Genomic DNA, 22,280 nt, shown 5'->3' with positions numbered 1-22,280 from the left:
AGCTTGACAACTGAAAGTGTTTGTGCTAGAATTATAGGTAAGTTGACCGGATCAACAACAAACATATACTAACATCTGACAAATCATAGCTAGGTCTGCCAGAGAAAGGAAAAGCCACTATGCAAGATGTACAAACCGCGATCGTGTTACTGACAGTACTGGTGACGGTCTTGTCGATTGTCATGATACTGATGATAACTCTCGTTGTTGTGTTGCTCGTAAAATTACGCAAGATCGCAACTAACGTACAAAAAATTAGCACCAACGTAGCGAGCGCGACCGAGTGGCTGTCCCCAGCCAAAGTGATGGGGCAATTAGTTAAACTATTCAAAAAATAAAAGAAGGGAACTTATACCATGAAAAAATTACTCGTAGTAGTCGGTGCGGCAGCAGCAGGGTTTGCAGCCGGTATTTTAATGGCACCAAAGAGTGGCAAGGAAACGCGCGAAGATATCAAGGCAAAAACCGCTGTACTCAAAGGCAAAGCTGATAAACAGGTCAAACAAGCGAGAGCGGCAGTGAAAGACGGCGTTGAATCAGCCAAAGCTACCGCCAAAAAAGCCGCCAAATAACGTTTGATGATTGCGGTCATGTAACCAGCCGGCGTTTCCATCAGGCGCCGGTTTTTGGTTATGCTGGCGATAGCGTGTATAATAGAGCCTATGACAAAAAGGGGATTAGGGAAGGGTTTTGAGTCTCTCATACCGACTGATTTAGTCGAGGAGGATTTTGATACAACGGCTGCTGAGGACGAAAAGATATCGGATCTCAGGGCGATTGCAATTGATGCGGTTGTTGCCGACGAGGATCAGCCGCGCCGTCATTTTGATGAGGAAGCCCTCGAGGCTTTGGCGGATTCGATTCGTGAACATGGGATTTTGCAACCGATCGTCGTGGTACCAACCAAAGGTGGCAAGTTTGAAATTGTAGCTGGTGAGCGACGCTGGCGTGCCGCAAAGCTAGCGGGTCAGACAAAGGTTCCAGCGATCGTGCGCACTCTCGGGGCGCAGCACAAGCTAGAGCTCAGCATTATTGAGAACGTCCAACGAGCCGACCTCAACCCACTCGAGACAGCAACGGCTTATTTGAAATTGAAAAACCAGTTTAACATGACCGATACGGCGATCGCGCAGCGCGTCGGCAAGGCGCTCAGCACGATATCGAACCAGATGCGCCTGTTGGGTCTACCGGATTACGCTAAAGAGGCCCTAGTGGCTGGCAAACTGAGTGAAGGTCATTCTAGGCAGATTCTGGCGCTACCTGATGAAAAAGCCCGTCGCCAGTTGTTCGATGGTATCGTGGGTGAAGGCTGGTCAGTGCGCAAGAGTGAACAGTTTGTGGTTGGCTATAAAAAGGGTGGTGCTGACGAACCAACAGCGGCAGATCGTAGCAAATCGGCACGCAAGGCTATCATGACCGAAACCGATGTTACCAGATCAATTGCGGCCAGAGTGGGGCTAAAACCAGAGGCGATTACCCAGAAAACGACGGCGCACGGCGGGTCGATTATTATCAAATTTGCCGACGAACAAGAGCTAGCGCAGATTCAGCGTGCGCTCGGTAAATAGCCGAATAAACTTTTTATATAAAACTATTAAAAGCTAGTAATTTTGTCGAATGGCCAGATGCGGAAGGTGACTGGACCGACGATATTCTCTAGTGGAATAGTGCCGAGGCTGGCGCGATCGCCGCCGTTACGGCTGTCCATGGAGTAGCTACCGGCGCGGTGATCACCGACCACGAATATTTCATCATCAGGCACGGTAACATCGGTACCGTCGCCGTCGACACAGTCGTTATAGTCGCTATCGTTGCTAGCGAGATTTTTAAAATCTGGATATGGATCAAAGCCGTCAGGATGGTCGGAGTTGTAAACTTTTAGGACGCAGCTGTTCACCGTGACGCGTTCGCCGGGCAGGCCGATGACGCGCTTTACCACATATTCATCATCCGTGCCGCGCACCCATTTTGGATTTTGAAAGACGATAATTTGACCGCGTTCCGGCACGTACTGTTTACCCGTGATACCAGCGATAGTGATCGGTAGGCGATTGACGATTAGGCGATCGTTCGGCTCGTCGTTGACGCCGCCCTCGAGCGTTGGCTCCATGCTGGGCCCGACGACGTTAAAGCTACGAAAAACAAACGTATTGATGAGATAAGCACCCAAAATAACGATAATGACGAAGGTACTATCAAACCAAAGAGGTCATGCAGTTTAGAAGGTGGTTTGATGGCGGCCGGTTTCGGCGTTTCGATCTTGGTAGCAGATAACGGCTGATCCGGGATCCGCTGGGCAGCGGCCGGAGCTGTTGCTCGGGGCTGAGGTGCGGCTGGAGGCAAAGGCAATCCATCATAAAAGTTACCAGTGGTTTGATTTCGCGCGGTAGTCTTTTTCTGATTCGGATTCATCTCATACAGTTTACGCTAATGCCTCATAAAAGTCCAGCCAGCTAGGGGTGTGCTATAATAGTTGCCAGTTATGGTGGAATTGATTAAATCATCCAATCGACGTTCGGTGCTAGCTAGTTTTTTGCACGCCCTTTTTTATGTCATATACGCTGTTATTTTACTCGTATTACTCGTCGTATTTCCTACAGCACCATGGGCAGCCTTGGCTCTCGTGGTGGTATCGAAATGGCGCGTCGTGGCGGTGCGTCCACGCTATTGGTGGGCTAACATTTTGTCGAATTTGCCAGACACGCTACTTGGTCTAGGCATTGTAATTTTGATGTGGTCGAGTGCATCGTTACCGATCCAGATAGCGCTGACATTAGGGCATATTGCGTGGCTCGTCTATCTAAAGCCAAAGCACACGAGGCACATGATGATGATCCAGGCAGGTATTTCGCAGTTTGTAGCCATTTGGGCACTGTTCATTGTGGGACACATGTTACCAGAGTGGATAGTTGTTATCATGGTGTTTGTGATCGGTTTTAGCTCGGCTCGACATGCATTATCAACATACGACGAAGCCGATAGGGGCTTGTTATCATTAGTCTGGGGCTTTTTAGTGGCGCAACTAGGGTTTGTAGCGTGGCACTGGACAATTGCATACTCCATTTCACCAACGCTCAAAATTCCTCAGATAGCAATTATCATATCGGCGATCGCCATGTTAGCCGAGCGCGGCTATGCCGCCTGGTATGATGACGGCAGAATTAGCTGGAGTGAAATGAAATGGCCAACCATTTTTGTCGGCTTGGTGTTAGTGATATTACTGATGCTATTTAGCGGACTATGGGACGCCTCGACATTATAGCCAGGTCAAGAGCGATAGAGAGCTAGCGCAAAAGGACTAATTTGGTTGGTGCTGTAATCGTGCTGTGTTGCAAAGTGTATTGTTTCAGGTATTTGCCTGGTGTCTAATTCTAACAAGAGCACACCGTTTTTTAGCAGGTGATCTTTGGCCTCAACGATAAGCCTCTTTATGAGTGCTAGTCCGTGATCAGCAGCGAATAGCGCCAGCTCCGGTTCAAATATAGTATCGGGTGAGACCGGCCAGGTGCGATCGACGTAGGGGAGATTAGCGACGATAATAGTATATTGACCAGGTATATTAGTTAATAGATCTGATTGTACGAACGCTACGTTGGCGTCTAATGCGACAGCATTTTTACGTGCAACTTCTAGAGCAACAGGGGAGATATCACTGGCGGTGACGATAGCGTTCGGCATCTCTGCAGCCAGAGTGATAGCAATAGCGCCACTACCTGTACCAACATCTAAAATAGTGGGGTTGAAAAAATCGCCATTTAGTACGAACTCGATAAGCGCTTCGGTTTCAGGCCGTGGAATCAATACATCGGGCGTAACAGTGAACTCGCGACCATAAAACTCTCGCTGACCGACTATATAGGCGATGGGATAATGCTGTGTTCGCTGCGTGATAAAGTGTTCAAATAACGTTTGTTCCTCGGCGTGTAGTTCCTGGTTGTTATGGGCGTGTAGCCACGTGCGATCGACTCGTAGGGTAAATGCTAACAGAATTTCAGCATCGAGACGGGCCGATGTACTATTCGCTATATGCAAGCGGTCTGTCGCTAGGTTTAGTGCAGTCTCTATCGTCACGCAATCATTGTATCATATTGACACAAGCACTTGTTTATGATAATATATAACCATAATAATGATACATAAAACGTACCTATGAAAAAGATCCATCAAACACTGTTGTCACCTCGTAGCATTGAACGATCGCCTAGCCTGTATCGAGGAGTTATTATGAAGTTGTCTGATGCGGCGCTGAGTGGTCTGGTTGCTCGCGGTGCTAACACGAGAAGCGACGAAGAGGGTAGTTTTACAAATTGGGGTGAGAGTTCTGGGACCTATGCGAGCAGTGACATTCGCACGGCACGTCTCTATGCCGATACTGGTGCGCTCATAAATCGACAAACTAACGAACTGGCGACGCGTGATCAGGATGATTGGACAGTAGGGGTTGTGAGACGTATTGATAATGAGCATAATGATCTCGGATTTGATCGGGCGAGACCTCAAAAATGGCTGACGAAACTGGATAAGTGGGTTTCGCACTATGTTATGGGGCGTACCGAGTACATCACAGAACAGGAAATACCAGAGGACAAAACGTCAGTGAGAGAAGTCTATTTGTTCCAAGGCGGAAAACTATATGCCACGTTTGACACTGATGCGGTGGCGCTAGAATCGATCGCTAGCTCGCTATTAGCACATCATAATTATGTGAATGGCGCAGAGGGCGGCGCACAGATTGCTCGGAGCAAGGCGCCGCGAATGGATAGGGTAATGAGCTCTATAGGAGTCAATGAAAAGAAGAAGTAAAATGTCAGATAATTGACATTTGATAACGATTATGCTAGAATGTAACCAGTACAATATATAAAAAGGAAGCACAATGTCTCTATTCAGAAAACGTTCACCAGACACTACACCATTCACTCCTGTAGACTCAGAAGCTACAGACAGGGTTTTGGAAACACTAGAGAATTCGGATCTAGATCCGAAGGCGACATTGCTCGTTGGCAGCGCTGCGCTAGCTTTACATGGGGCAGTACTGCATACTACCTCTGGTGAGACTCGCCCAGGTGATGTTGATTTGTTGACAACCACAGGGTTAGCTCAGGACGTATTTGCAAAGGGGTCTTTTAACGGCGAACCAGTTACTATAAAAGACAATGGAAATCATAAAGTCATGACCGTGCTACGTCTCGATACTGCGCCGTTACCAATTGATCTGATTACTGCGCCGTTACACACGATGGATCCAGCGGCCTATGACGCTAGGCTCAGAAAGAGGATTGCCGCCGCCCGTCCTATTATAGGAATGAACGGGTATCGTATTATATCGCTCGATGATATTATTCGTGCACAGAAGAATAATATGGACGAGAAATCGAGAGATGATCTAGCGAGCGCCTATGAGCTGCGTGCTAGACAGCAGCGCGGGCGATACCTCTAGTTCTTTCGCCTTTAGCGGTGCTTTAGGGCTAATGTTAATTGTGTGCTCGTAGCTCACGTTCGCGATTGGCGAGTTTTTCCATAATATCGTCAATGTCGCCGTTCATGGCCTGTGGAATGCCGGAGCGGCTGTAGCCGATACGGTGGTCGGTGATGCGATCCTGCGGGAAATTATAGGTACGGATCTTTTCCGATCGATCACCCGAGCCGATCAGTTCGCGGCGTTCGGCGGTCAGTTTGGCGTTTTCCTCGTCAATTTTCATCTGGAGCAGTCGAGAACGTAGTACACCGAGCGCTTTTTCGCGGTTCTTGATCTGTGACTTTTCGTCTTGGTTAGTGACCACAATACCAGTTGGCAGGTGAGTAATACGGACGGCAGAGTCGGTGGTATTAACACTCTGACCGCCATGACCGCCGCTACGAAAGACATCGACGCGCAGATCGTTTGGGTCGATCTGAACATCGGTTTCTTCGGCCTCGGGCAGAACCGCTACGGTAACGGTACTAGTGTGGATACGACCCTGACTCTCGGTGGTTGGGACACGCTGGACACGGTGGACACCTGATTCAAATTTGAGTTTGGCGTATGGTTGGTCGCCTTTGACTTTGAAAATGACTTCTTTGTAGCCACCAGCATCGTTCATGTTTTCGCCGAGCAGCTCGGTTTTCAAGCTGTGGTTTTCGGCGTAGCGCAGATACATGCGGTACAGTTCGGCCGCGAATAGGGAGGCTTCGTCGCCGCCGGCACCAGCACGGATCTCGACGATGGTATTTTTGTCGTCGTTTGGGTCGTGCGGGGTTAACATATCGCCTAGTTCGGTCTCTAGGCTGCTAATTTGTCGCTCGAGTGTCGGGATTTCTTCGCGGGCTAGCTCCGCCAGTTCGTCGTCGCTACTCGATAGCTCTTGGGCTTCTACAAGCTGCTTCTCCGCGGTCTGGAGCGCGGAATATTTACTAATGAGGGTGTCGAGTTCATTTAGTCGGCGCGTTTTGGTGGCGAAATCAGGATCAGCAAACGCATCGGGGCGCGCCAAGAAATCAGTCAGAGATTGCTTCTCAGACTCTAGGGCAGATTGATCGATGGTAATGTTGCTCATAGTTTATATTCAATTATACCAAAACAATAAAAAACCGTCCTCATGCGAGAACGGTTTTTCTATTAGCTCGCTATTTTTCGGTAGCTTTTTTGCTCTTGGCTGGCGCTGGTTTAGCTTTTTTTGCCAGGGCAGCTTTGTGGGCCTCGGCAGCTTTGAGGCGTGCCGCAAAGCGATCGACGCGACCTTCGGTGTCGATGATCTTTTCCTCACCGGTAAAGAACGGATGGCTGGCGCTCGAGATGTGAACCTTGACGAGCGGGTACTCATTGCCGTCTTCCCACTTGATAGTTTCAGTGGTTGGTGCCGTTGATTTGGTCAAAAAGGAAAAGTTGGCGGACTCATCCATGAACACAACTAAACGGTAGTCTGTTGGGTGTAAACTCTTTTTCATACCGGTCTATTATACAGAAGTTTCTCTAAAAGTCAAAGGTTCTTGCGGCGACTAGTTAGGGTATATGCCATTTAATTTGTTTACTAGCGTATCGACGCGCGTTGTCAGATCGCTAATGTTTTGGACTTTCTTTGTCAGATCCTCGTTGGTTTTCGTCAGATCGGCGTTGGTTTTCGTCAGATCATCGATCTTGGTCTTGTTATCGTCGAGAGTCTTTTGCTTGTCGGCGTTTTGTGTGGTTAGCTCGGTGATCTTGTCTTGCAAGGCATCAAATTGCGAAGAAGTCTTGTTCTCGGAATCTGAGGTACTAGCGCCGTTATTCTCGAGCTCAGCAATCCGGGCCTGATAAGTCTTTACCTTGTCGGAGTTAGAGCTATTTTGCAGGTAGTAGTAAATCGTACCGCCGATACCGCCGATAGCTAATAGGAACAAGATGATGCTGGCGATCGAAATCGTGAATTGACGAGCTGGTTTGTCGCCCTTTTTGTCTTTTTTGGCCTTTTTCTTGTCAGCTTTGTCGTCAACTGGTTTGTCATCGGGCAACATACCAGACAGAATAGGCGTGCTAGTATCCGTATCTTTGGCAGGCTCCGAGGCATCATTGAGGAAATCGTCGTTCGGTGCATCGTTATCGTTCAATAGGGAATCGCTAGTGTCGCTGGTGTTGGCTGTTGTATCACCGGCGCCGGAACCCTCAAAAGGACCTTCGTTAGGTGCTAGCGCGCTACCCATAGTCGTGATGTCGACGGGCGGCGTGTTCGGATCGAACGATGTGCTAGCCGGTGCTGGGCTGACGCCGTCGAGCATGACCGCTGGACGCGCCGGTTTGGCGGCCCCATTATTATTGTTGCTATCGGCCATAAAATCGTCCGGCGCGCTGTCTGTTGGTTCAAACGTCGCTGGTTCGGGCGATACTGGCTCAAAAGGATTGCTGTTCATTTTTCTCCCCACCTTATAATTATGTTAATGGTTAGATTTTAACAAAGTTTGCCTGCTAGCGCAACCCCTTGACTAACAGATACGGGTTTGCTATGATGGTAGGGTAATAACAATTTAAGATACAGTTTTCGCGGATAACTCCTGAATATAGGCGCGAAAACGAGGCAAAAGGAGTAACATATGCCACAACCAGATATCAAGCAGTTGTTCGAGGCGGGAGCGCATTTCGGACACAAAACCAGCCGTTGGAATCCAAAAATGGCGGGCTATATTCACAGTAAACGCGGTGATAGCCACATTATCAACCTAGAAAAAACTGTCGAGCAACTCGAAAAAGCTCTGCCGTTCATCACCGAAGTCGCTTCGCACGGTCGCCAGGTGTTATTTGTCGGCACCAAGAAACAAGCTCGTGACGTGGTCGTGAATTCTGCCACTGCTGCCGGACAGCCATATGTGACCGAGCGCTGGCTTGGTGGTATGCTGACGAATGCTTCGACGATTCAGTCCCAGATCAAAAAGCTGAAATTGCTCGAAAAGCGCATGGCGACAGGTGAATTGGCGAATCGTTACAATAAATTAGAGGTCCAGCGTTTCCAAGAGGAAATCGACGCCTTGAACGTTAAATACGGCGGCATCAAAGACATGAAAGGTCGCCCAGGCGCATTGTTTGTGCTGGACGCTGTCGCTGATCGCAACGCCGTCAACGAAGCTGTCAAACTCGGTCTTCCAGTGATTGCAATTTGTGATACTAACGCTGATCCGACCGGCGTGACGTATCCGATCCCAGCCAACGACGATGCCATTTCGAGCCTATCGGCGATTGCTGACTACGTCGTGGCCGCTGTCAAAGCCGGCGAGAGCGTCGCTGCTAAAAAATCTGACGATGCAAAAAAGGAGGACAAATAAATGGCAATTTCACTCGATGAAATCAAGAAATTAAAGGAACTCACTGGTGTTGGTTTGACTGATGCAAAAAAAGCCCTCGTCGAGGCCGATGGCGATTTCGATAAAGCCCTCGCCGCGATGCGCGAAAAAGGTTTGACCAAGGCTGAAAAGCGCGGCGAGCGCGAAGCCCGCGAAGGTATCATCGAATCGTATGTCCACAGCGGTCGTATCGGCGTGTTGGTGGAACTAAACTGCGAGACTGATTTCGTGGCTCGTACCGATGATTTCAAAGATTTGGCACACGACATCGCCTTGCAAATCGCGGCTATGTCACCAAAATGGGCCTCGAGCGACGACATTCCAGAGTCGGAAATCACCCGCAAAAAAGACGAGCTGATTGCTGCTGCACAGGCTGATCCAAAGAACGCCAACAAGCCAGCTGACGTCCTAGAGAAAATTATCGATGGCCAGCTCAAGAAATACTTTGACGAACTCGTATTGACGAGTCAGCCATTTTGGAAAGATGATTCGCAGACGATCGGCGATTTAGTGAAGGAAAAAATTGCGAAGCTCGGCGAAAATATCGTCGTGCGTCAGTTCCGCCGTATCGAACTCGGCGTGAGCGAATAGTCTAGACATCATATCTACTCGAGACAGGGCAACCCCTCTTCGGAGGGGTTTATTGTTGCGAACGGATAATAATAATGATAGGTGATATAATAGAACCACTATGGATACCAGCATATACGAACAGAAGTTTGCGGCCGCGGTGGCGCACTTCGCCGAGGAAACAAAGAAAATTCGCACCGGTCGAGCCCATCCGGATATGCTAGACGGCATCATGGTCGAGGTTTACGGCTCGCGCATGCCGCTAAACCAGGTAGCCAGTGTATCAGCACCAGAGCCACAACAGATTTTAGTGACACCTTTTGACCCATCGAATGTTGCGGCAATTTCGAACGCCATCCGTAACGAAATTAGCCTTGGCTTTAATCCATCTGATGATGGTCGCAATGTTCGGGTGCCGATCCCACCGTTAACCGAGGAGCGACGTCGTGATATCGTAAAGTCACTCGGCGGCAAAGTCGAGGAAACTCGAGTGACGCTGCGTAATATCCGTGAAGACGCCCGCAAGAGCGCCAAAGTCAAAAAAGATGCCAAAGAGCTCAGTGAGGATGATCTGAAACGTATCGAAAAGGCGATTGACGACGAAGTTGCGAAAAACAATGCAAAAATTGATGAACTGGCTCGCGACAAAGAAGCCGAAATCATGAAGGTGTAGTGTCTTGGAACGTGTTCGTCACCAATCTCCAGTGCCGACTCAGGCAGGTAATGTAGGAGTGACAGTTGATGCTCTAGAAAAAGATCCAGAAATCTATCATTTTTGGATGTTATGGACTCTCGAGACAGGATTTGCCGATCGGGACGCCGAAACGATGGTAGATATGCTGGGTCGATTGAATGATATGACATCTGGTCGCGAAGGCTTATCGCCAGAGACATGGCCCGAGGGTGTCCGGCAGGACATTCAATCTGCCGCTAGGAAGCTACGTACTGAGGTCGAAACGAGGACTAGGGGAGCGGTAGCTGAACTGAATCTAGCGAGGGAAGTGTATGCGGATCAATTGCCAGACATGTTTGTTAAAATTACTGATAATCCAGACTAGCATCGGGTAGAAGGGTTTGCGATGAGCGGCTACTGCGAAATCCATCCGATTATCAATGGCCAAACCTATAAAGATTTTGTTCTAGAAGTACAGCGTCACTCAGATCTAGACGAACAATATTGACTTTTATAGCGAATTGTGCTAGTATTGATGTTAGTTACTACAATGAAATAAAAAAGTAAAGGAAACAAAAATGGCACAATCTCATGAAACAGGTGACTCGACAGTAGACAACGGTCATAACGCGGTCGCAACAGATCCAAATATTGCTGAAATCCAGGAGCGTTTTCGCGTTTCAGAACCTACAGCTGAGGTGATTTCAGTCCTCGATGATGGCGGTATTCATGCAGGCGGCGGTGCGCCAGATGAATGGCGAGAGCATTCGTTTGCCGGTACTACTGCTGGCACCGAGGAGGCATGGGCGACGGCTCGAGACAAGGGTGGCATGGGTAGAAACTGGAGCACCTTATCTCCTTTGATCGAAAAGATTGCAAGTGTGGGTAAAGAGCCAGAAAATGGTGTGCGAGCCTTTAGCTCTGATAGCCCAGAAATGGAAAAGCTAAAGAGTGCCTGGTTAACCATGGAAGAAGCGCGTAATTTCGTTGTTTATTCATTGACGCTTGGCCGAGATGTTAAAGCAAAGGATACTGAAATGCTTCGTCCTATGAACATACACCCAACCAATCCTACGATTCTACTCGGTAAAGGTACATTTACACCTCTTGGTGATGGTCGTCCCAAGACACTCGAAGTCACCACGACGGTCAATAGCGAAGGGCAAGTGATTGGCTTTTCAGCGGCATCTCGTCGGTGGGATTACGACAAGGACGGCGTGGCTGCCTAGTACGACGACAGTAAAAACTGACAAAAGACGGTCGAAAGGCCGTCTTTTGCTATGGTATAATGGTTCTACTTTAATTTGAGAGGGGAAAACGAACCGTGGAGTGGTATCAAATTGTCTTGGGGGTGATAGTTGGTCTAATTTTGTTAATGATTTTGGTCATCATCCACGAGCTCGGTCACGCGATAGCGGCAGTTCGTAACGGAGTTAAGGTCGAAGAGTTCGGCATTGGCTTTCCACCACGGGCAAAAATCCTCGGTAGATACAAGGGTACGCTGATTACGATTAACTGGCTGTTGCCGCTCGGTGGTTTTTGCCAGTTAAAAGGCGAAAGCGATGCAGCCAAGGACAAGGGTAGTTTCGGCGCAGCGAGTTTCTGGGCGAAAACCAAGATTTTGCTCGCGGGTGTTTTGATGAACCTGGTGGCCGCGATGGCGATCTTTACTGTTTTGGCCTTTACGGGACTACCAAAAGTCCTACCGAACCAGTTTGTGGTGACTGGCGACAACCGAGGCGATAGCGGTATCGTCTCTATTGTTGGTGTCATTTCGGGCTCGCCAGCTGAACAGGCGGGGCTAGAAAAAGGTGACGAAATACATTTCATGGCGAGTGACAATAACCGATCGACTGGTAGTGATATCGAGCTAGTCGCGCAGGTTTCTGAATTTACCAAAGCCAATGCTGGTCGAACGGTTATGATTGAATATGATCGAGGTGGATCGCCGCATGTGACGCATGCGACGCTTAATGCGACATCTGGATCGCAGGGCTATCTCGGGGTGCAAACAGAGCAAAAACAATATGCAAATGTTCGGGCGACCTGGAGTGCGCCGTTAGTCGGTGTAGCTACGACTCTGCAGTTTGTCGGCGCGACATTTTCCGGTTTAAGTGACATGGTGGCTAATTTGTTTAGCGGCCTCTGGGGATTTGTGACGGGCAATGCGGCAGAGACTAAAAATATCGCCGCGGCTGGTGAGTCGGTGGCTGGTCCAGTTAGTATTCTGGGCGTGATATTCCCGAGCGCGCTGGCGGCTGGCCCGACGCAACTATTTTGGTTGATGGGCATAATCTCGCTCACTCTCACAGTCATGAACGTACTGCCAATCCCGGGACTCGACGGTGGGCGTTGGTATCTGTTAGCTGGGTTCAAGCTTTTCAAAAAGAAACTGACCAAAGAGCGCGAGGCCAAGGTGAACGGTGTTGGCATGCTGGTGCTGTTCGGGCTTATCATTATAGTAACCATATCGGATATAGTGAAGTTATTCTAATGACGACGAAACAGCCACTCACCGCACCAGACGCCGCATTATCCAGGTCGCAGACCAAACGTTATCTGATGGTGGCTGGCTGGGTCTTGTGGGTGGCATTAGTGTTTTTCGTGGCTAGTTTTACCGTGGCGCTGGTGCTGTATGTGTTGCAGAAATCGCAGCTATTAAACGTCAAGGAAATCGGCACAGCAGGGGCGTTTTGGATAGATGCGGCGCTCTATATGGTGATGTTTATCATCGTGATGTGGCTACCGTGGCTACATTGGCGTAGGACACGAAAAGGCAATCAGCCACCGCGCGAGAAACGTGCGGAGAGTTGGCGGTTCTTACAAAAAAGTGTTGGCTTGACTCGATCGGTGCGCGGTGAAGATTGGCGGTATTATGTTGCTGGACTGCCGGTCTTTTATATAACTGTTCTAGTCCTATCGATCGTCGCAGCAATGATTTTCGGCGACGAGGTGATGAACCAAACGCAGGAAATTGGTTTTGCGGCCACAAATAATGTATCGGAACTCGTTTTTATATTCGTAGCGCTCGTTATCGTGGCGCCGCTGTTCGAGGAGATGATGATGCGCGGTTTTCTATTTGGGAAATTGCGTGAGTACCTATCATTGTGGCCATCGGCGGTGCTGGTTTCATTAGTGTTTGCCTTGGCGCATGGTCAAATTAATGTCGGTATTATGACCTTTATTTTGTCGATGTTTGCCTGTCGGATGCGTGAAAAAACAGGGGTGATCTGGGCTGGATTGTTCCTCCATATGACAGTGAATCTAGTCGCCTATAGCGTCAGATTCCTCGGCCTAGGATCATAGGTATCGATGTAATACTGCGTCACCGTCTCCTTGTGCTATAACGACACTGACGTGCCGATGTAACACGGCGTTGCCTCTGGAAAGCTTGCAAGACAAGCTTTCCCCTCGTCTCCTTGTGTTATAATGTCTATTATCATGAGAGTAACCGAGATGTTCACGAGGACTAGTAAAACTGTGCCTGCCGACGAAGTGGCGAAAAATGCACAGCTGTTGATTCGGGCCGGATTTGTATACAAGGAAATGGCCGGAGCTTATGCCTATTTACCCTTGGGTTTAAGGGTGCTCGATAATATCAAACAAATCGTCCGCGAGGAAATGGACAGCATTCGTTCTAACGAGCTGGTCATGACAACGTTGCAGCGCAAGGATATCTGGGAAAAGACGACGCGCTGGAGCGACGACATTGTAGATATTTGGTTCAAGACCAAGCTAAAAGACGACACCGAGGTAGGACTAGGTTGGAGCCATGAAGAGCCGATCGTTGAAATGATGAAACAGTTCATTCATAGCTACAAAGATTTACCGGTAAGTTTGTATCAATTCCAGACTAAAATGCGTAACGAGCTACGTGCCAAGAGCGGCATCATGCGCGGCCGCGAATTTGTCATGAAAGACATGTATAGTTTCCATGCGACCAAGGCTGACCTAGATGCCTATTATGATGAAGCGATCGAGGCCTACAAACGTGTTTACGATCGACTAGGGATCGGCGACGATACTTATGTAACATTTGCGAGCGGCGGGGCATTCACGAAATTCAGCCATGAGTTTCAAACGATTTGCGAGGCGGGTGAAGATGTTATTTATTTGCACCGCGAGAAAAATATTGCTATCAACGAAGAGGTGATTGACGATGCGGTGAAGGAACTCGGGGTTAGTCGCGATGAGCTAGAGCCAGTCAAAACTGCCGAAGTCGGTAACATTTTCAATTTTGGTACGCAAAAAACTGATGAAATGGATCTCTATTATGTGGACGAAAATGACCAGCAACAGTCGCTCTATATCGGCTCATACGGTATAGGTGTGACGCGTGTTATGGGTGTGATTGCGGAAAAAATGAGTGACGAGCGAGGTCTAGTTTGGCCAGAAAACGTCGCGCCATTCCGCGTTTACTTGGTGCAAATTGGCGAAGACGAAGCGGTGAAAACGGCCGCCGAGGAGCTATATAATCAGCTAGCAGCGAAGGGCGTCGAGGTGCTATGGGACGACCGCGAGGCGCGTCCTGGTGAGAAATTTGCCGATGCTGATCTGATCGGTATTCCACACCGTGTGGTGATTAGCCCCAAGACTTTGGCCGAGGGTAAGATCGAGTATAAAGCGCGCACTGATGACGAGAGTGTTATCTTGACCAGAGATGAGTTGTTTGTTAAACTAGGCACTACTGCCTAGACCGAAAAGGCGTAACTTCTAGGGATTAAAGGAGGATTTGAAATGGCGAAGAAACAATATGATTTGACTATGCATGGCAAGCGAGAGCTCGAAAACGAACTGAAAGATTTGGTTGGTAGCCGCGGGGCGATTGCTGATCGTATCGCCGAGGCGCGATCGTTTGGTGATCTGAGCGAAAATGCTGAATATTCGGCCGCTCGCGAGGAACAGGCACGCGTCGAGAGCCGCATTGCCGAGATCGAGGAGATTTTATCGAGCGCAGAAATTATCGAGGCGGACAAAACCGATGGCGAAGTTGGCCTAGGCGACACCGTGGTCTTGAAATCGGGTCGATCGACTAACGAATATGTGCTAGTCGGCGCCGTCGAAGCTGATCCAGCCAGTGGCAAAATTAGCAACGAAAGCCCGCTGGGTGCGCAACTCATCGGCAAAAAAGTCGGCGACAAAGTCTCGATCGAAACTCCAAAGGGCGATAAATCCTTTGAAGTTCTAGAAATTAAATGATATAGTTAGTCTTATGACGAATCATGAAACAGAGGGTGGTGTCAAATTGCCAGAGTTCGGTGGTAATGAATTAGATTGCCTCAGCCAGTTATTAGAACTCGCAAGACAGAGGCCTGAGAATAAGGTTTGGTATATTATCGAACGACAGACTGGTCAGGTGGCTACGATAGTTGCTGGACTATTGAATGCACACGAGTATCAAGAAGAGAGTGCTCGGTTTAAAGGTGAAGAGAGCCGATCAAATTTGCTGATTATGTGATAGATAGATTGACTAGTCGCATTGAAATATTGTTGGCTCGTGCAAGCGATCTACGTCAGGCTGCAGTGGCTGCAGCTCTGGCATCACAAGTAGAATTTGTAAATACTAGTGAGACTCCGACTCCGACTGGGGCAGAGACAGCTGACCATCTAGCTCGTCGTGTGCGATTTGCGCTAGGCGGTTCTAATAATGGACGACAGGGTCGACGAAACTATTCTAATCAACATAACAGACGTCGCCGCTAGATATTTTTATTGGAACATCCCCTGCAAATACCGAATAGCTCAAAGTGATGTTTTGTCGGTTGTAGGCCTGCTTTTATAGTTATATCATGCAGTAGCTGTTCAACTTCTGCATCATTGACGGGTATGGTTTTGCCGCATTTTTCACAAGTAGCGTGGTGGTGGTGAGGTCTAAAATCTTCGCCGAGTTCATAGTAGACTTTGAATCCGCGCGGGATTTCGCGGACTATGTCGGCGATTTGGAGTGATGCAATTGACCGATAGATACTGGTAAAATGGGTTGATCCAGCGCTCGCAGCGATTATTTCCTGTACTAATAGTGGTCGGTCGGCGGCAATCAAGATGCGAAAGATCTCTTTGCGATTACTGGTGAGGCGCAAATTATGAGCAGCGAGTTTTTCCTTGAATATGGTATCAGTTTGCATTATGTAATCCTTATTGCAAATTATTTGCAATAATTATAACATACTGATTATAATAAATACTACACAAGTATAACTATGATCAAAAGGAGTATGTAATAGTATGTCAACAATGACACAAGTAGTTTTCTTTTCGCTCGTTGGGGGAGTATTTTCACTGATCGGTGGGGTGATTTTGTTGGCGCGGAAATCCTGGGCGAATAGTTTAGTTAATTACGCTACGCCGTTTGCGGCTGGGGCGTTGCTGGCGGCGGCTTTTGTAGATTTGTTGCCCGAAGCCGTCCACGAGGGCGACGCCGACACGGCGTTATACGCTACTTTGCTAGGCATATTGGCGTTTTTCCTGCTCGAGCGGGCGATTCACTGGTTCCATCATCATAGTTACGACACCGGACATCAACATGAGGTAAAGAGCGCGAAAGTTCCACTCATCATCATAGGTGACACTTTGCATAATTTTATTGACGGCGTGGCGATCGCTGCGGCGTTTTTGGTATCGCCGGCAACTGGTATTGTGGTGACAATCGCGATTGCTTTTCATGAAATACCACAGGAAATTGGCGATTTTGGTTTGCTACTCAGCAAAGGTCTCAGCCGCCGCGAGGTGCTGCTCGTCAATGTGATTTCGGCGCTCGCGACAACCGTCGCGGCTGTGACATTCTTTGCATTAGGAAAAAGTGTCACCGTGCCACTCGACGCGGTTTTGGGTCTAACAGCCGGATTCTTTATCTATATAGCGGTCAGCGATATCATTCCAGAGATCCATGAGCACGAGCGCAAACGATTCATCGGCTGGCAATCAATCTTGTTGATCGTCGGTGTTATTTTGGTCAGTCTAACAATTGCATCACTCGATAGATTTATTGAATCGTAAATAGTGGTGACGCATCTCGTCCATGGTATAATTATAAAATGGCAACCTTACAAGATTTTCGCGACGAGCGACTGAAAAAACTCGAGAAACTACGTGAGCTCGGTTTGAGTCCTTATCCAGCAAAGGCCGAGCGAACGATTTCTGCTGGTGATGTGACAAAAAAATTTGACGAATTGAACGGTACTGAACAAACAGTAGTTGGTCGGATTGCGAGTATTCGTAAATTCGGTAAAATTGCGTTTATCGTAGTGCGTGACCAGACCGGCGACTTGCAATTGTTTTTGCGCTCGGGAGAGGTAGCCTCAACAGCGGCAGAATTGTCATTGATTGGCCTAGAAGACCTCAATCTACTCGATACAGGTGATTTTGTTGAGGCAACTGGCGAAGTCATCAAAACCCAAACGGGCGAGATTAGTCTGGGGGTTAAAAAGCTACGACTGCTCACCAAGGCTTTGCGACCGATGCCGAGCCGACAGGATGGTTTTACGAACAAAGAAGAACGTTTCCGTAGGCGCTATGTCGATATGAATGTCAATCCAGAGGTGCGTGAGCGTTTCGAGCGCCGCAGCACATTCTGGCGCGCGACTAGGGAGTTCCTCGAAAACGAAGGTTTTATAGAGGTAAATAACACGGTGCTCGAAGCGACGGCTGGCGGTGCTGACGCGAATCCATTTGTGACACATATGGATGCCCTCGATCAGGATTTTTATTTGCGTATTAGTCATGAATTGCCACTCAAACGACTACTAGTGGCCGGTTTTGAAAAAGTGTTTGATATCGGGGCGCGTTTCCGCAACGAAAATTATAGTGACGAGCATTTGCCAGAACACAACGCGATGGAATGGTACTGGGCTTATGCGGATTGGCAGGACGGCATGGAGCTGACCGAGCGAATGATTCGTTTTGTCTGCGACCAGACTTGGGGTACGCGCAAGTTCACACTGGCTGACGGCCAAACGGTTGATTTCGGCGAAGACAACGAGCATTTTCCGAAAATTAACTTTGTTGAGGTGCTAGCAAATAAGTTCAATATCGATGTCTTTGAGTCTTCGATGGAGGAGATCCAGGCCGCCTTGCGACAGAACGGGCTAGAGGTTGAAAAGGTCGACAATCGTATCCGTAGCCTCGATAAACTATGGAAAAAATACCGCAAAACCATCGCTGGGCCAGTCTTTTTGGTGGGGATTCCGGTGTTTATGCAGCCGCTCGCCAAAAAACAAGCTTGTGATCCGCGCATGAGCGAGCAATTCAACCTAGTCTTCGGTGGCAGCGAGATGTGCAAAGCTTTTTCTGAACTGAATGATCCACTCGATCAGCTGGAGCGTTTCCGTGAACAGCAGGCTATGCGTGACGCTGGCGATGATGAGGCGCAAATGCTCGATATCGATTTTGTCGAGGCGCTCGAATACGGCATGCCACCAGCTTGCGGTTTGGGCTATAGCGAACGCGTATTTTGGAGTCTCGAAGGCGTAACGGCGCGCGAAGGTGTGCCATTCCCACAGCTGCGTCGCGAAATCGATCAAACCACGCGCGAAATTTATCCGGACCTTGGTCTTTAGAAAAAAGGAGAAACATGAATCCACAACCAACTGATCAAGAAGACACTTATGCGGTATCGGTAGGGGCGCTGTCGGCTTCGTCGCGCGCTTCGAAATTGACTCAGACCACGCTGTATCTCATCATTAGTTTCGTAATTGTCGCGATAGGATCGGCGGCGCTAGTGGTGCCAAAGATTATCGCCAACAACAATCAATCCAAAGAGGTTGACGCCTTGCAGGCTCAGATCGACGAACAATCGCGGAAATTACACGATTCTTCGACTGACCAGTAAGCTTTTTGTGGTACAATTGTTGCTAGTGGGCGAGGGATCAATGATCCGAAACTAGGCCAGAATATATGCAATACGAAGTTAGTGAATTTATGCTGAAAGACAATGGGCGTGGCTTGATTGTCAACGTGCCCTCGGCGCCAGTCATGAGCGCCCAGTTTCATTTTCGGGCCGGCAGCCGATTTGTGCGCGACTTTGACAAAAAATGGGAAACAGCGCATATCATGGAGCATATGGCGTTCGGTGCCAATAACGGATTTGCGACCGGTTCTGATTATGATGCAGTATTTACCGAAAACGGGGCGTACCACAATGCGTGGACGAGCGATGTTAGCATGTGTTATGTGGCGGAATGTGCTTCGTTTGAGTGGGAAAGGATTTTAGGATTGCAAAAATCAGCCATCTGCGATCCAAAATTCACCGAGGAAGAGTTTGATGCCGAGTACGGCAATGTCAAAGGTGAATTGACTGGCTATTTGTCGAATGCCAACCGAGTATTATGGCCGAAGATCTCTCAGAATCTAGGCGATAATACATTAGGTTATCAGGAGCGTCTTGAGATTATGCCAAATATTACAGTACGCGATATTCGCAATCACTATCGTGATACTCATACCAGCGGTAATTTACGTTTCGTCGTGGCGGGGGATTTTACTGGGAAATTGACGCGTTTACGTGAACTTCTCAACAGTTTTGAGTTAAAGATGGGCGATCGACCACCGCTGCCAGTTGACGAGATGCACTCATTTGCACCATTTGCGATTCGCCGCAAGGATGTCCCGGACATCACGTTTGGTTGGACGATGAACTTGCCTAGGCGATTGTCGGACGACGAAGACACTGCCATGAGCGTACTCGACCATATTTTGAACGGTACGCTGCATTCTAGAATCCAGGGCGAAGCTCGGCAAAAGGGCTTGGTCTATGGCATTTGGTCGGAGACGAGCGCGAGTGAACATAACTCGACATGGGATTTCGGTGCCTCGGTCGAAGCCGACAAGCTCGATCGACTATTTGATTTGATTGTACGCGAAATAAGACGAATCCAGGAAGGCGATATTAGTGATGCTGAAATTGAGAGTGCCAAACAGTACGCACTTGGCCGTCATCAAATGGGCATCCAGACAGTGGGACAACTGAATAATTGGCTAGCTAATCGCTATTTCTTTGACGGTCGGATCGAGGATTTTGCAGCTCAACCCGATCGGATCAATGCGGTGACCAAAGAGCGCATCATCGCCACTGCGCAGGAGTTCTTTACCGTGAATTGCTGGGGCTTGGGTATTTATGGTAATACCGAAAAGGCTGTCGCTGAACGCCTAAACGAAAAGCTGAGCAAATTATTTTGAACGAAAGGGGCAGTATGAGGATTGCAATAGCCGGATTTGGTGCAGAAGGGCAGTCAAGCTATCGCTACTATACAGCGAAAGGTCATGATGTCACGATTGTAACGGATAAGGTCAGCGACCAGTACCCAATTCCTGTGGGCGCTAAAGCTATAGTGAGCGGGGATGCCTTTGATCAGCTAGATGATTTTGATCTTGTACTCCGTACACCACCGATGTCGCCGCGTTCTATTCGTACTCGCGGCAAGATATGGTCTCAGACCAATGAGTTTTTTGCTACATGTCCTGCACCGATTATCGGTGTGACTGGTTCAAAGGGTAAGGGTACGACCTGTAGTCTTGTCGCAGAGATCTTGCGAGCGTATTTTGGCGCTAGTGGTCGACAGGTTCATCTGGTTGGCAATATTGGTGTCCCAGCTCTTGATATCCTAGACAGTATTCAGGCTGAGGATATCGTAGTATTTGAGCTGTCATCGTTTCAATTATGGGACCTCGAACGTTCGCCAACAGTGGCGGTGATGACACTACTCGAGCCGGATCATCTCGATGTGCATGCTGATATGGCGGAGTATGTGACGGCAAAAAGTCAGATCTTTGCCCATCAAACTCCTCGTGATTTCGCCGTCTATAATGAACAAGATGAGAGAGTACGGCAGCTGGCTGAAGATGCCATGTCGATAACCCACGCAACGGGGTTGCCGTTCTTGAATAAAAAATGTGTTCATATTGAACAGAGCACGTTTTATTACGCTGACCAGGAAATTGGTTCGACCGATATGGTTACGTTACCTGGGGAGCATAATCTGCGCAATGCCGCCGCCGCCATCGCGGCGACGTGGCATATGACGAATGGTGATATCAAGGCGATTCGGAGAGGTCTCAGTAGTTTTACTGGATTGCCGCACCGACTCAAATTGGTAGGAACGGTGAACAACATAGCATTTTATGATGATAGTATTGCAACGACGCCAGGCTCGGCGATTGCAGCGATCCGGTCGTTTGACTCACCAACCATCCTCATTCTGGGCGGACATGATAAAGGTGCTGACTATACTGAACTAGGTCGTGTCATTAACGAATCGACAGTCAAAATGATCTACGTTATCGGCGCGAATTGCGATAAAATCGAGTCTCAAGTCAGCTCGGTTTCAGATGTAACCATCAAAAAACTAGAAACAAAGATCATGGCTGAGATTGTGCATGAAGTCTATCAGGCGGCCACGCCAGGTGATGTCGTCATTTTATCCCCAGCGGCCGCTAGTTTCGATATGTTTACGAGCTACAAAGATCGCGGCGACCAGTTTATCGCGGCAGTGAAAGGGCTGTGCTAAAATAGTCTGATTATGGAACAAGTTTGGATGAACGAGCTGGCGCGCAACAAATCGCTGACCCTAGAAGATATCGAGCGCTCTTCGCGCTACGCTAAAGATCTGACGGCGGGGCTCGAAACGATCAAAACCTATCCGCAGGGCGTCACCGTGTTTGGTTCGGCCAGGCTGTCAGAGGATAATCCGTATTACATCAAGGCTCGTGAGCTAGGGCAGAAACTAGCGGAGGCCGGGCACCCAGTCATCACCGGAGGTGGCAATGGCATTATGGAAGCGGCTAATCGCGGAGCTTTTGAAAAGGGCGGTCGTTCGATCGGCCTCAATATTCAGTTGCCGATGGAGCAAACTCTGAATCAATATACGACCGATCATCTAGAATTTCATTATTTCTTTGCCCGCAAAGTCATGCTAGCAGCCTCGAGCAAGGTCTACGTTTATTTTCCGGGCGGTTTTGGCACGATTGACGAGTTTAGTGAGATTATTACCCTGATGCAGACCAAAAAAATCGATCATGTACCGATCTTTCTATTTGGTAGTGACTTTTGGAAGCCGCTCGACGCATTTTTTTACTGGAAAATGGAAAAAGAAGCTGGCACGATCGGTCCGAACGACCGCGCGCTCTACACTATAACCGACGACGTCAATGTAATTGTTAATGCAGCTGGTAATGTATCGCCGCGACAACCGAGCGAATTGATTTCTCAGGTTTTAGGTGGACAAACTAATAGCCAGCCGGCTAGTTAGGCTTT

General features: G+C 48.6%; 29 protein-coding genes. 23 read left to right on the top strand and 6 right to left on the bottom strand.

The annotated features are described in order from the left end of the window. Window positions 1–119 precede the first annotated feature (119 nt). The 3 genes from IPL44_00255 (at window position 120) to IPL44_00245 (ending at window position 1,568) form a co-directional block, all read left to right on the top strand. The gene (locus IPL44_00255; protein ID QQS17483.1) at window positions 120–338 is read left to right on the top strand and encodes a hypothetical protein; all 219 of its coding nucleotides are present in this window, start codon (window positions 120–122) and stop codon (window positions 336–338) included. A gap of 18 nt (window positions 339–356) precedes the next feature. Continuing rightward, window positions 357–572 (top strand): YtxH domain-containing protein, encoded by a 216-nt coding sequence (locus IPL44_00250; protein QQS17482.1) that lies wholly within the window; start codon window positions 357–359, stop codon window positions 570–572. A gap of 90 nt (window positions 573–662) precedes the next feature. Continuing rightward, entirely contained in the window at window positions 663–1,568 is a 906-nt protein-coding gene (locus IPL44_00245; GenBank protein ID QQS17481.1) for a ParB/RepB/Spo0J family partition protein, read from the top strand. Between the two features lie 26 nt (window positions 1,569–1,594). On the opposite strand, the gene lepB is transcribed toward IPL44_00245, so the two are convergent. Further along, a complete protein-coding gene (gene lepB, locus IPL44_00240) occupies window positions 1,595–2,170 on the bottom strand; it encodes a signal peptidase I (protein QQS17480.1) in 576 nt (191 codons plus the stop codon). Window positions 2,171–2,482: 312 nt separating this feature from the next. On the opposite strand from lepB, the gene IPL44_00235 reads away from it, so the two are divergent. Then, window positions 2,483–3,262 (top strand): hypothetical protein, encoded by a 780-nt coding sequence (locus IPL44_00235; protein ID QQS17479.1) that lies wholly within the window; start codon window positions 2,483–2,485, stop codon window positions 3,260–3,262. Window positions 3,263–3,267: 5 nt separating this feature from the next. Here IPL44_00235 and prmC read toward each other — a convergent pair whose 3' ends face one another. Next, window positions 3,268–4,071 (bottom strand): peptide chain release factor N(5)-glutamine methyltransferase, encoded by an 804-nt coding sequence (gene prmC / locus IPL44_00230; protein ID QQS17478.1) that lies wholly within the window; start codon window positions 4,069–4,071, stop codon window positions 3,268–3,270. Window positions 4,072–4,149: 78 nt separating this feature from the next. Between prmC and IPL44_00225 the strand changes: the two genes are divergently transcribed. Next, on the top strand, window positions 4,150–4,803 hold the full coding sequence (locus IPL44_00225) for a hypothetical protein (protein QQS17477.1): 654 nt from the start codon (window positions 4,150–4,152) through the stop codon (window positions 4,801–4,803). Between the two features lie 73 nt (window positions 4,804–4,876). Then, window positions 4,877–5,440, top strand: a complete 564-nt coding sequence (locus tag IPL44_00220; GenBank protein QQS17476.1) for a hypothetical protein — start codon at window positions 4,877–4,879, stop codon at window positions 5,438–5,440. Between the two features lie 34 nt (window positions 5,441–5,474). Here IPL44_00220 and prfA read toward each other — a convergent pair whose 3' ends face one another. From prfA to IPL44_00205, 3 genes are all read right to left on the bottom strand, one after another. After that, the gene (gene prfA, locus IPL44_00215; GenBank protein QQS17475.1) at window positions 5,475–6,536 is read right to left on the bottom strand and encodes a peptide chain release factor 1; all 1,062 of its coding nucleotides are present in this window, start codon (window positions 6,534–6,536) and stop codon (window positions 5,475–5,477) included. Between the two features lie 70 nt (window positions 6,537–6,606). Beyond that, window positions 6,607–6,927, bottom strand: a complete 321-nt coding sequence (locus tag IPL44_00210; protein ID QQS17474.1) for a type B 50S ribosomal protein L31 — start codon at window positions 6,925–6,927, stop codon at window positions 6,607–6,609. 51 nt (window positions 6,928–6,978) lie between these two features. Continuing rightward, complete coding sequence (locus IPL44_00205) at window positions 6,979–7,866, bottom strand: hypothetical protein (protein ID QQS17473.1); 888 nt, start codon at window positions 7,864–7,866, stop codon at window positions 6,979–6,981. A 180-nt stretch (window positions 7,867–8,046) separates the two neighbouring features. Between IPL44_00205 and rpsB the strand changes: the two genes are divergently transcribed. From rpsB to IPL44_00150, 11 genes are all read left to right on the top strand, one after another. Beyond that, window positions 8,047–8,772: a 30S ribosomal protein S2 gene (rpsB, locus tag IPL44_00200; protein ID QQS17472.1), complete on the top strand. Its 726-nt coding sequence runs from the start codon at window positions 8,047–8,049 to the stop codon at window positions 8,770–8,772. After that, the gene (tsf, locus tag IPL44_00195; GenBank protein ID QQS17471.1) at window positions 8,773–9,381 is read left to right on the top strand and encodes a translation elongation factor Ts; all 609 of its coding nucleotides are present in this window, start codon (window positions 8,773–8,775) and stop codon (window positions 9,379–9,381) included. A 100-nt stretch (window positions 9,382–9,481) separates the two neighbouring features. Next, window positions 9,482–10,033 carry a ribosome recycling factor gene (gene frr, locus IPL44_00190; protein ID QQS17470.1) on the top strand — a complete coding sequence of 184 codons (552 nt, stop codon included), beginning with the start codon at window positions 9,482–9,484 and terminating at the stop codon, window positions 10,031–10,033. A 4-nt stretch (window positions 10,034–10,037) separates the two neighbouring features. Continuing rightward, window positions 10,038–10,418 carry a hypothetical protein gene (locus IPL44_00185; GenBank protein QQS17469.1) on the top strand — a complete coding sequence of 127 codons (381 nt, stop codon included), beginning with the start codon at window positions 10,038–10,040 and terminating at the stop codon, window positions 10,416–10,418. A gap of 193 nt (window positions 10,419–10,611) precedes the next feature. Then, the gene (locus IPL44_00180; GenBank protein QQS17468.1) at window positions 10,612–11,262 is read left to right on the top strand and encodes a hypothetical protein; all 651 of its coding nucleotides are present in this window, start codon (window positions 10,612–10,614) and stop codon (window positions 11,260–11,262) included. Window positions 11,263–11,408: 146 nt separating this feature from the next. Beyond that, window positions 11,409–12,527, top strand: a complete 1,119-nt coding sequence (locus IPL44_00175; GenBank protein ID QQS17467.1) for a site-2 protease family protein — start codon at window positions 11,409–11,411, stop codon at window positions 12,525–12,527. Next, a complete protein-coding gene (locus IPL44_00170) occupies window positions 12,527–13,339 on the top strand; it encodes a CPBP family intramembrane metalloprotease (GenBank protein ID QQS17466.1) in 813 nt (270 codons plus the stop codon). Before IPL44_00175 ends, IPL44_00170 begins: the two co-directional genes overlap by 1 nt. Before the next feature lie 135 nt (window positions 13,340–13,474). Further along, window positions 13,475–14,728: a prolyl-tRNA synthetase gene (locus IPL44_00165; GenBank protein QQS17465.1), complete on the top strand. Its 1,254-nt coding sequence runs from the start codon at window positions 13,475–13,477 to the stop codon at window positions 14,726–14,728. A gap of 42 nt (window positions 14,729–14,770) precedes the next feature. Further along, complete coding sequence (gene greA, locus IPL44_00160) at window positions 14,771–15,232, top strand: transcription elongation factor GreA (GenBank protein ID QQS17464.1); 462 nt, start codon at window positions 14,771–14,773, stop codon at window positions 15,230–15,232. A gap of 13 nt (window positions 15,233–15,245) precedes the next feature. After that, window positions 15,246–15,491, top strand: coding sequence for a hypothetical protein (locus IPL44_00155; protein ID QQS17463.1), 246 nt, complete (start codon window positions 15,246–15,248; stop codon window positions 15,489–15,491). Further along, the gene (locus IPL44_00150; GenBank protein ID QQS17462.1) at window positions 15,488–15,736 is read left to right on the top strand and encodes a hypothetical protein; all 249 of its coding nucleotides are present in this window, start codon (window positions 15,488–15,490) and stop codon (window positions 15,734–15,736) included. The genes IPL44_00155 and IPL44_00150 overlap by 4 nt, the downstream gene beginning before the upstream one ends. Here IPL44_00150 and IPL44_00145 read toward each other — a convergent pair. Beyond that, the gene (locus tag IPL44_00145) at window positions 15,733–16,158 is read right to left on the bottom strand and encodes a transcriptional repressor (GenBank protein ID QQS17461.1); all 426 of its coding nucleotides are present in this window, start codon (window positions 16,156–16,158) and stop codon (window positions 15,733–15,735) included. The two genes, IPL44_00150 and IPL44_00145, sit on opposite strands and share 4 nt — an antisense overlap. 100 nt (window positions 16,159–16,258) lie before the next feature. Between IPL44_00145 and IPL44_00140 the strand changes: the two genes are divergently transcribed. The 6 genes from IPL44_00140 (at window position 16,259) to IPL44_00115 (ending at window position 22,275) form a co-directional block, all read left to right on the top strand. Next, window positions 16,259–17,029: a ZIP family metal transporter gene (locus tag IPL44_00140; protein QQS17460.1), complete on the top strand. Its 771-nt coding sequence runs from the start codon at window positions 16,259–16,261 to the stop codon at window positions 17,027–17,029. A gap of 38 nt (window positions 17,030–17,067) precedes the next feature. Then, window positions 17,068–18,588 carry a lysine--tRNA ligase gene (locus IPL44_00135; GenBank protein ID QQS17459.1) on the top strand — a complete coding sequence of 507 codons (1,521 nt, stop codon included), beginning with the start codon at window positions 17,068–17,070 and terminating at the stop codon, window positions 18,586–18,588. Between the two features lie 14 nt (window positions 18,589–18,602). Continuing rightward, entirely contained in the window at window positions 18,603–18,860 is a 258-nt protein-coding gene (locus IPL44_00130; protein QQS17458.1) for a hypothetical protein, read from the top strand. A 65-nt stretch (window positions 18,861–18,925) separates the two neighbouring features. After that, window positions 18,926–20,206: an insulinase family protein gene (locus tag IPL44_00125; GenBank protein QQS17457.1), complete on the top strand. Its 1,281-nt coding sequence runs from the start codon at window positions 18,926–18,928 to the stop codon at window positions 20,204–20,206. A 14-nt stretch (window positions 20,207–20,220) separates the two neighbouring features. Continuing rightward, window positions 20,221–21,534: a UDP-N-acetylmuramoyl-L-alanine--D-glutamate ligase gene (gene murD / locus IPL44_00120; GenBank protein QQS17456.1), complete on the top strand. Its 1,314-nt coding sequence runs from the start codon at window positions 20,221–20,223 to the stop codon at window positions 21,532–21,534. Between the two features lie 12 nt (window positions 21,535–21,546). Then, entirely contained in the window at window positions 21,547–22,275 is a 729-nt protein-coding gene (locus IPL44_00115; protein QQS17455.1) for a TIGR00730 family Rossman fold protein, read from the top strand. The last annotated feature ends 5 nt before the right edge of the window (window positions 22,276–22,280 follow it).

This window comes from Candidatus Saccharibacteria bacterium, from assembly GCA_016699895.1.
Taxonomy (GTDB): domain Bacteria; phylum Patescibacteriota; class Saccharimonadia; order Saccharimonadales; family Saccharimonadaceae.
This window is presented reverse-complemented; position numbering and strand designations above follow the sequence as displayed.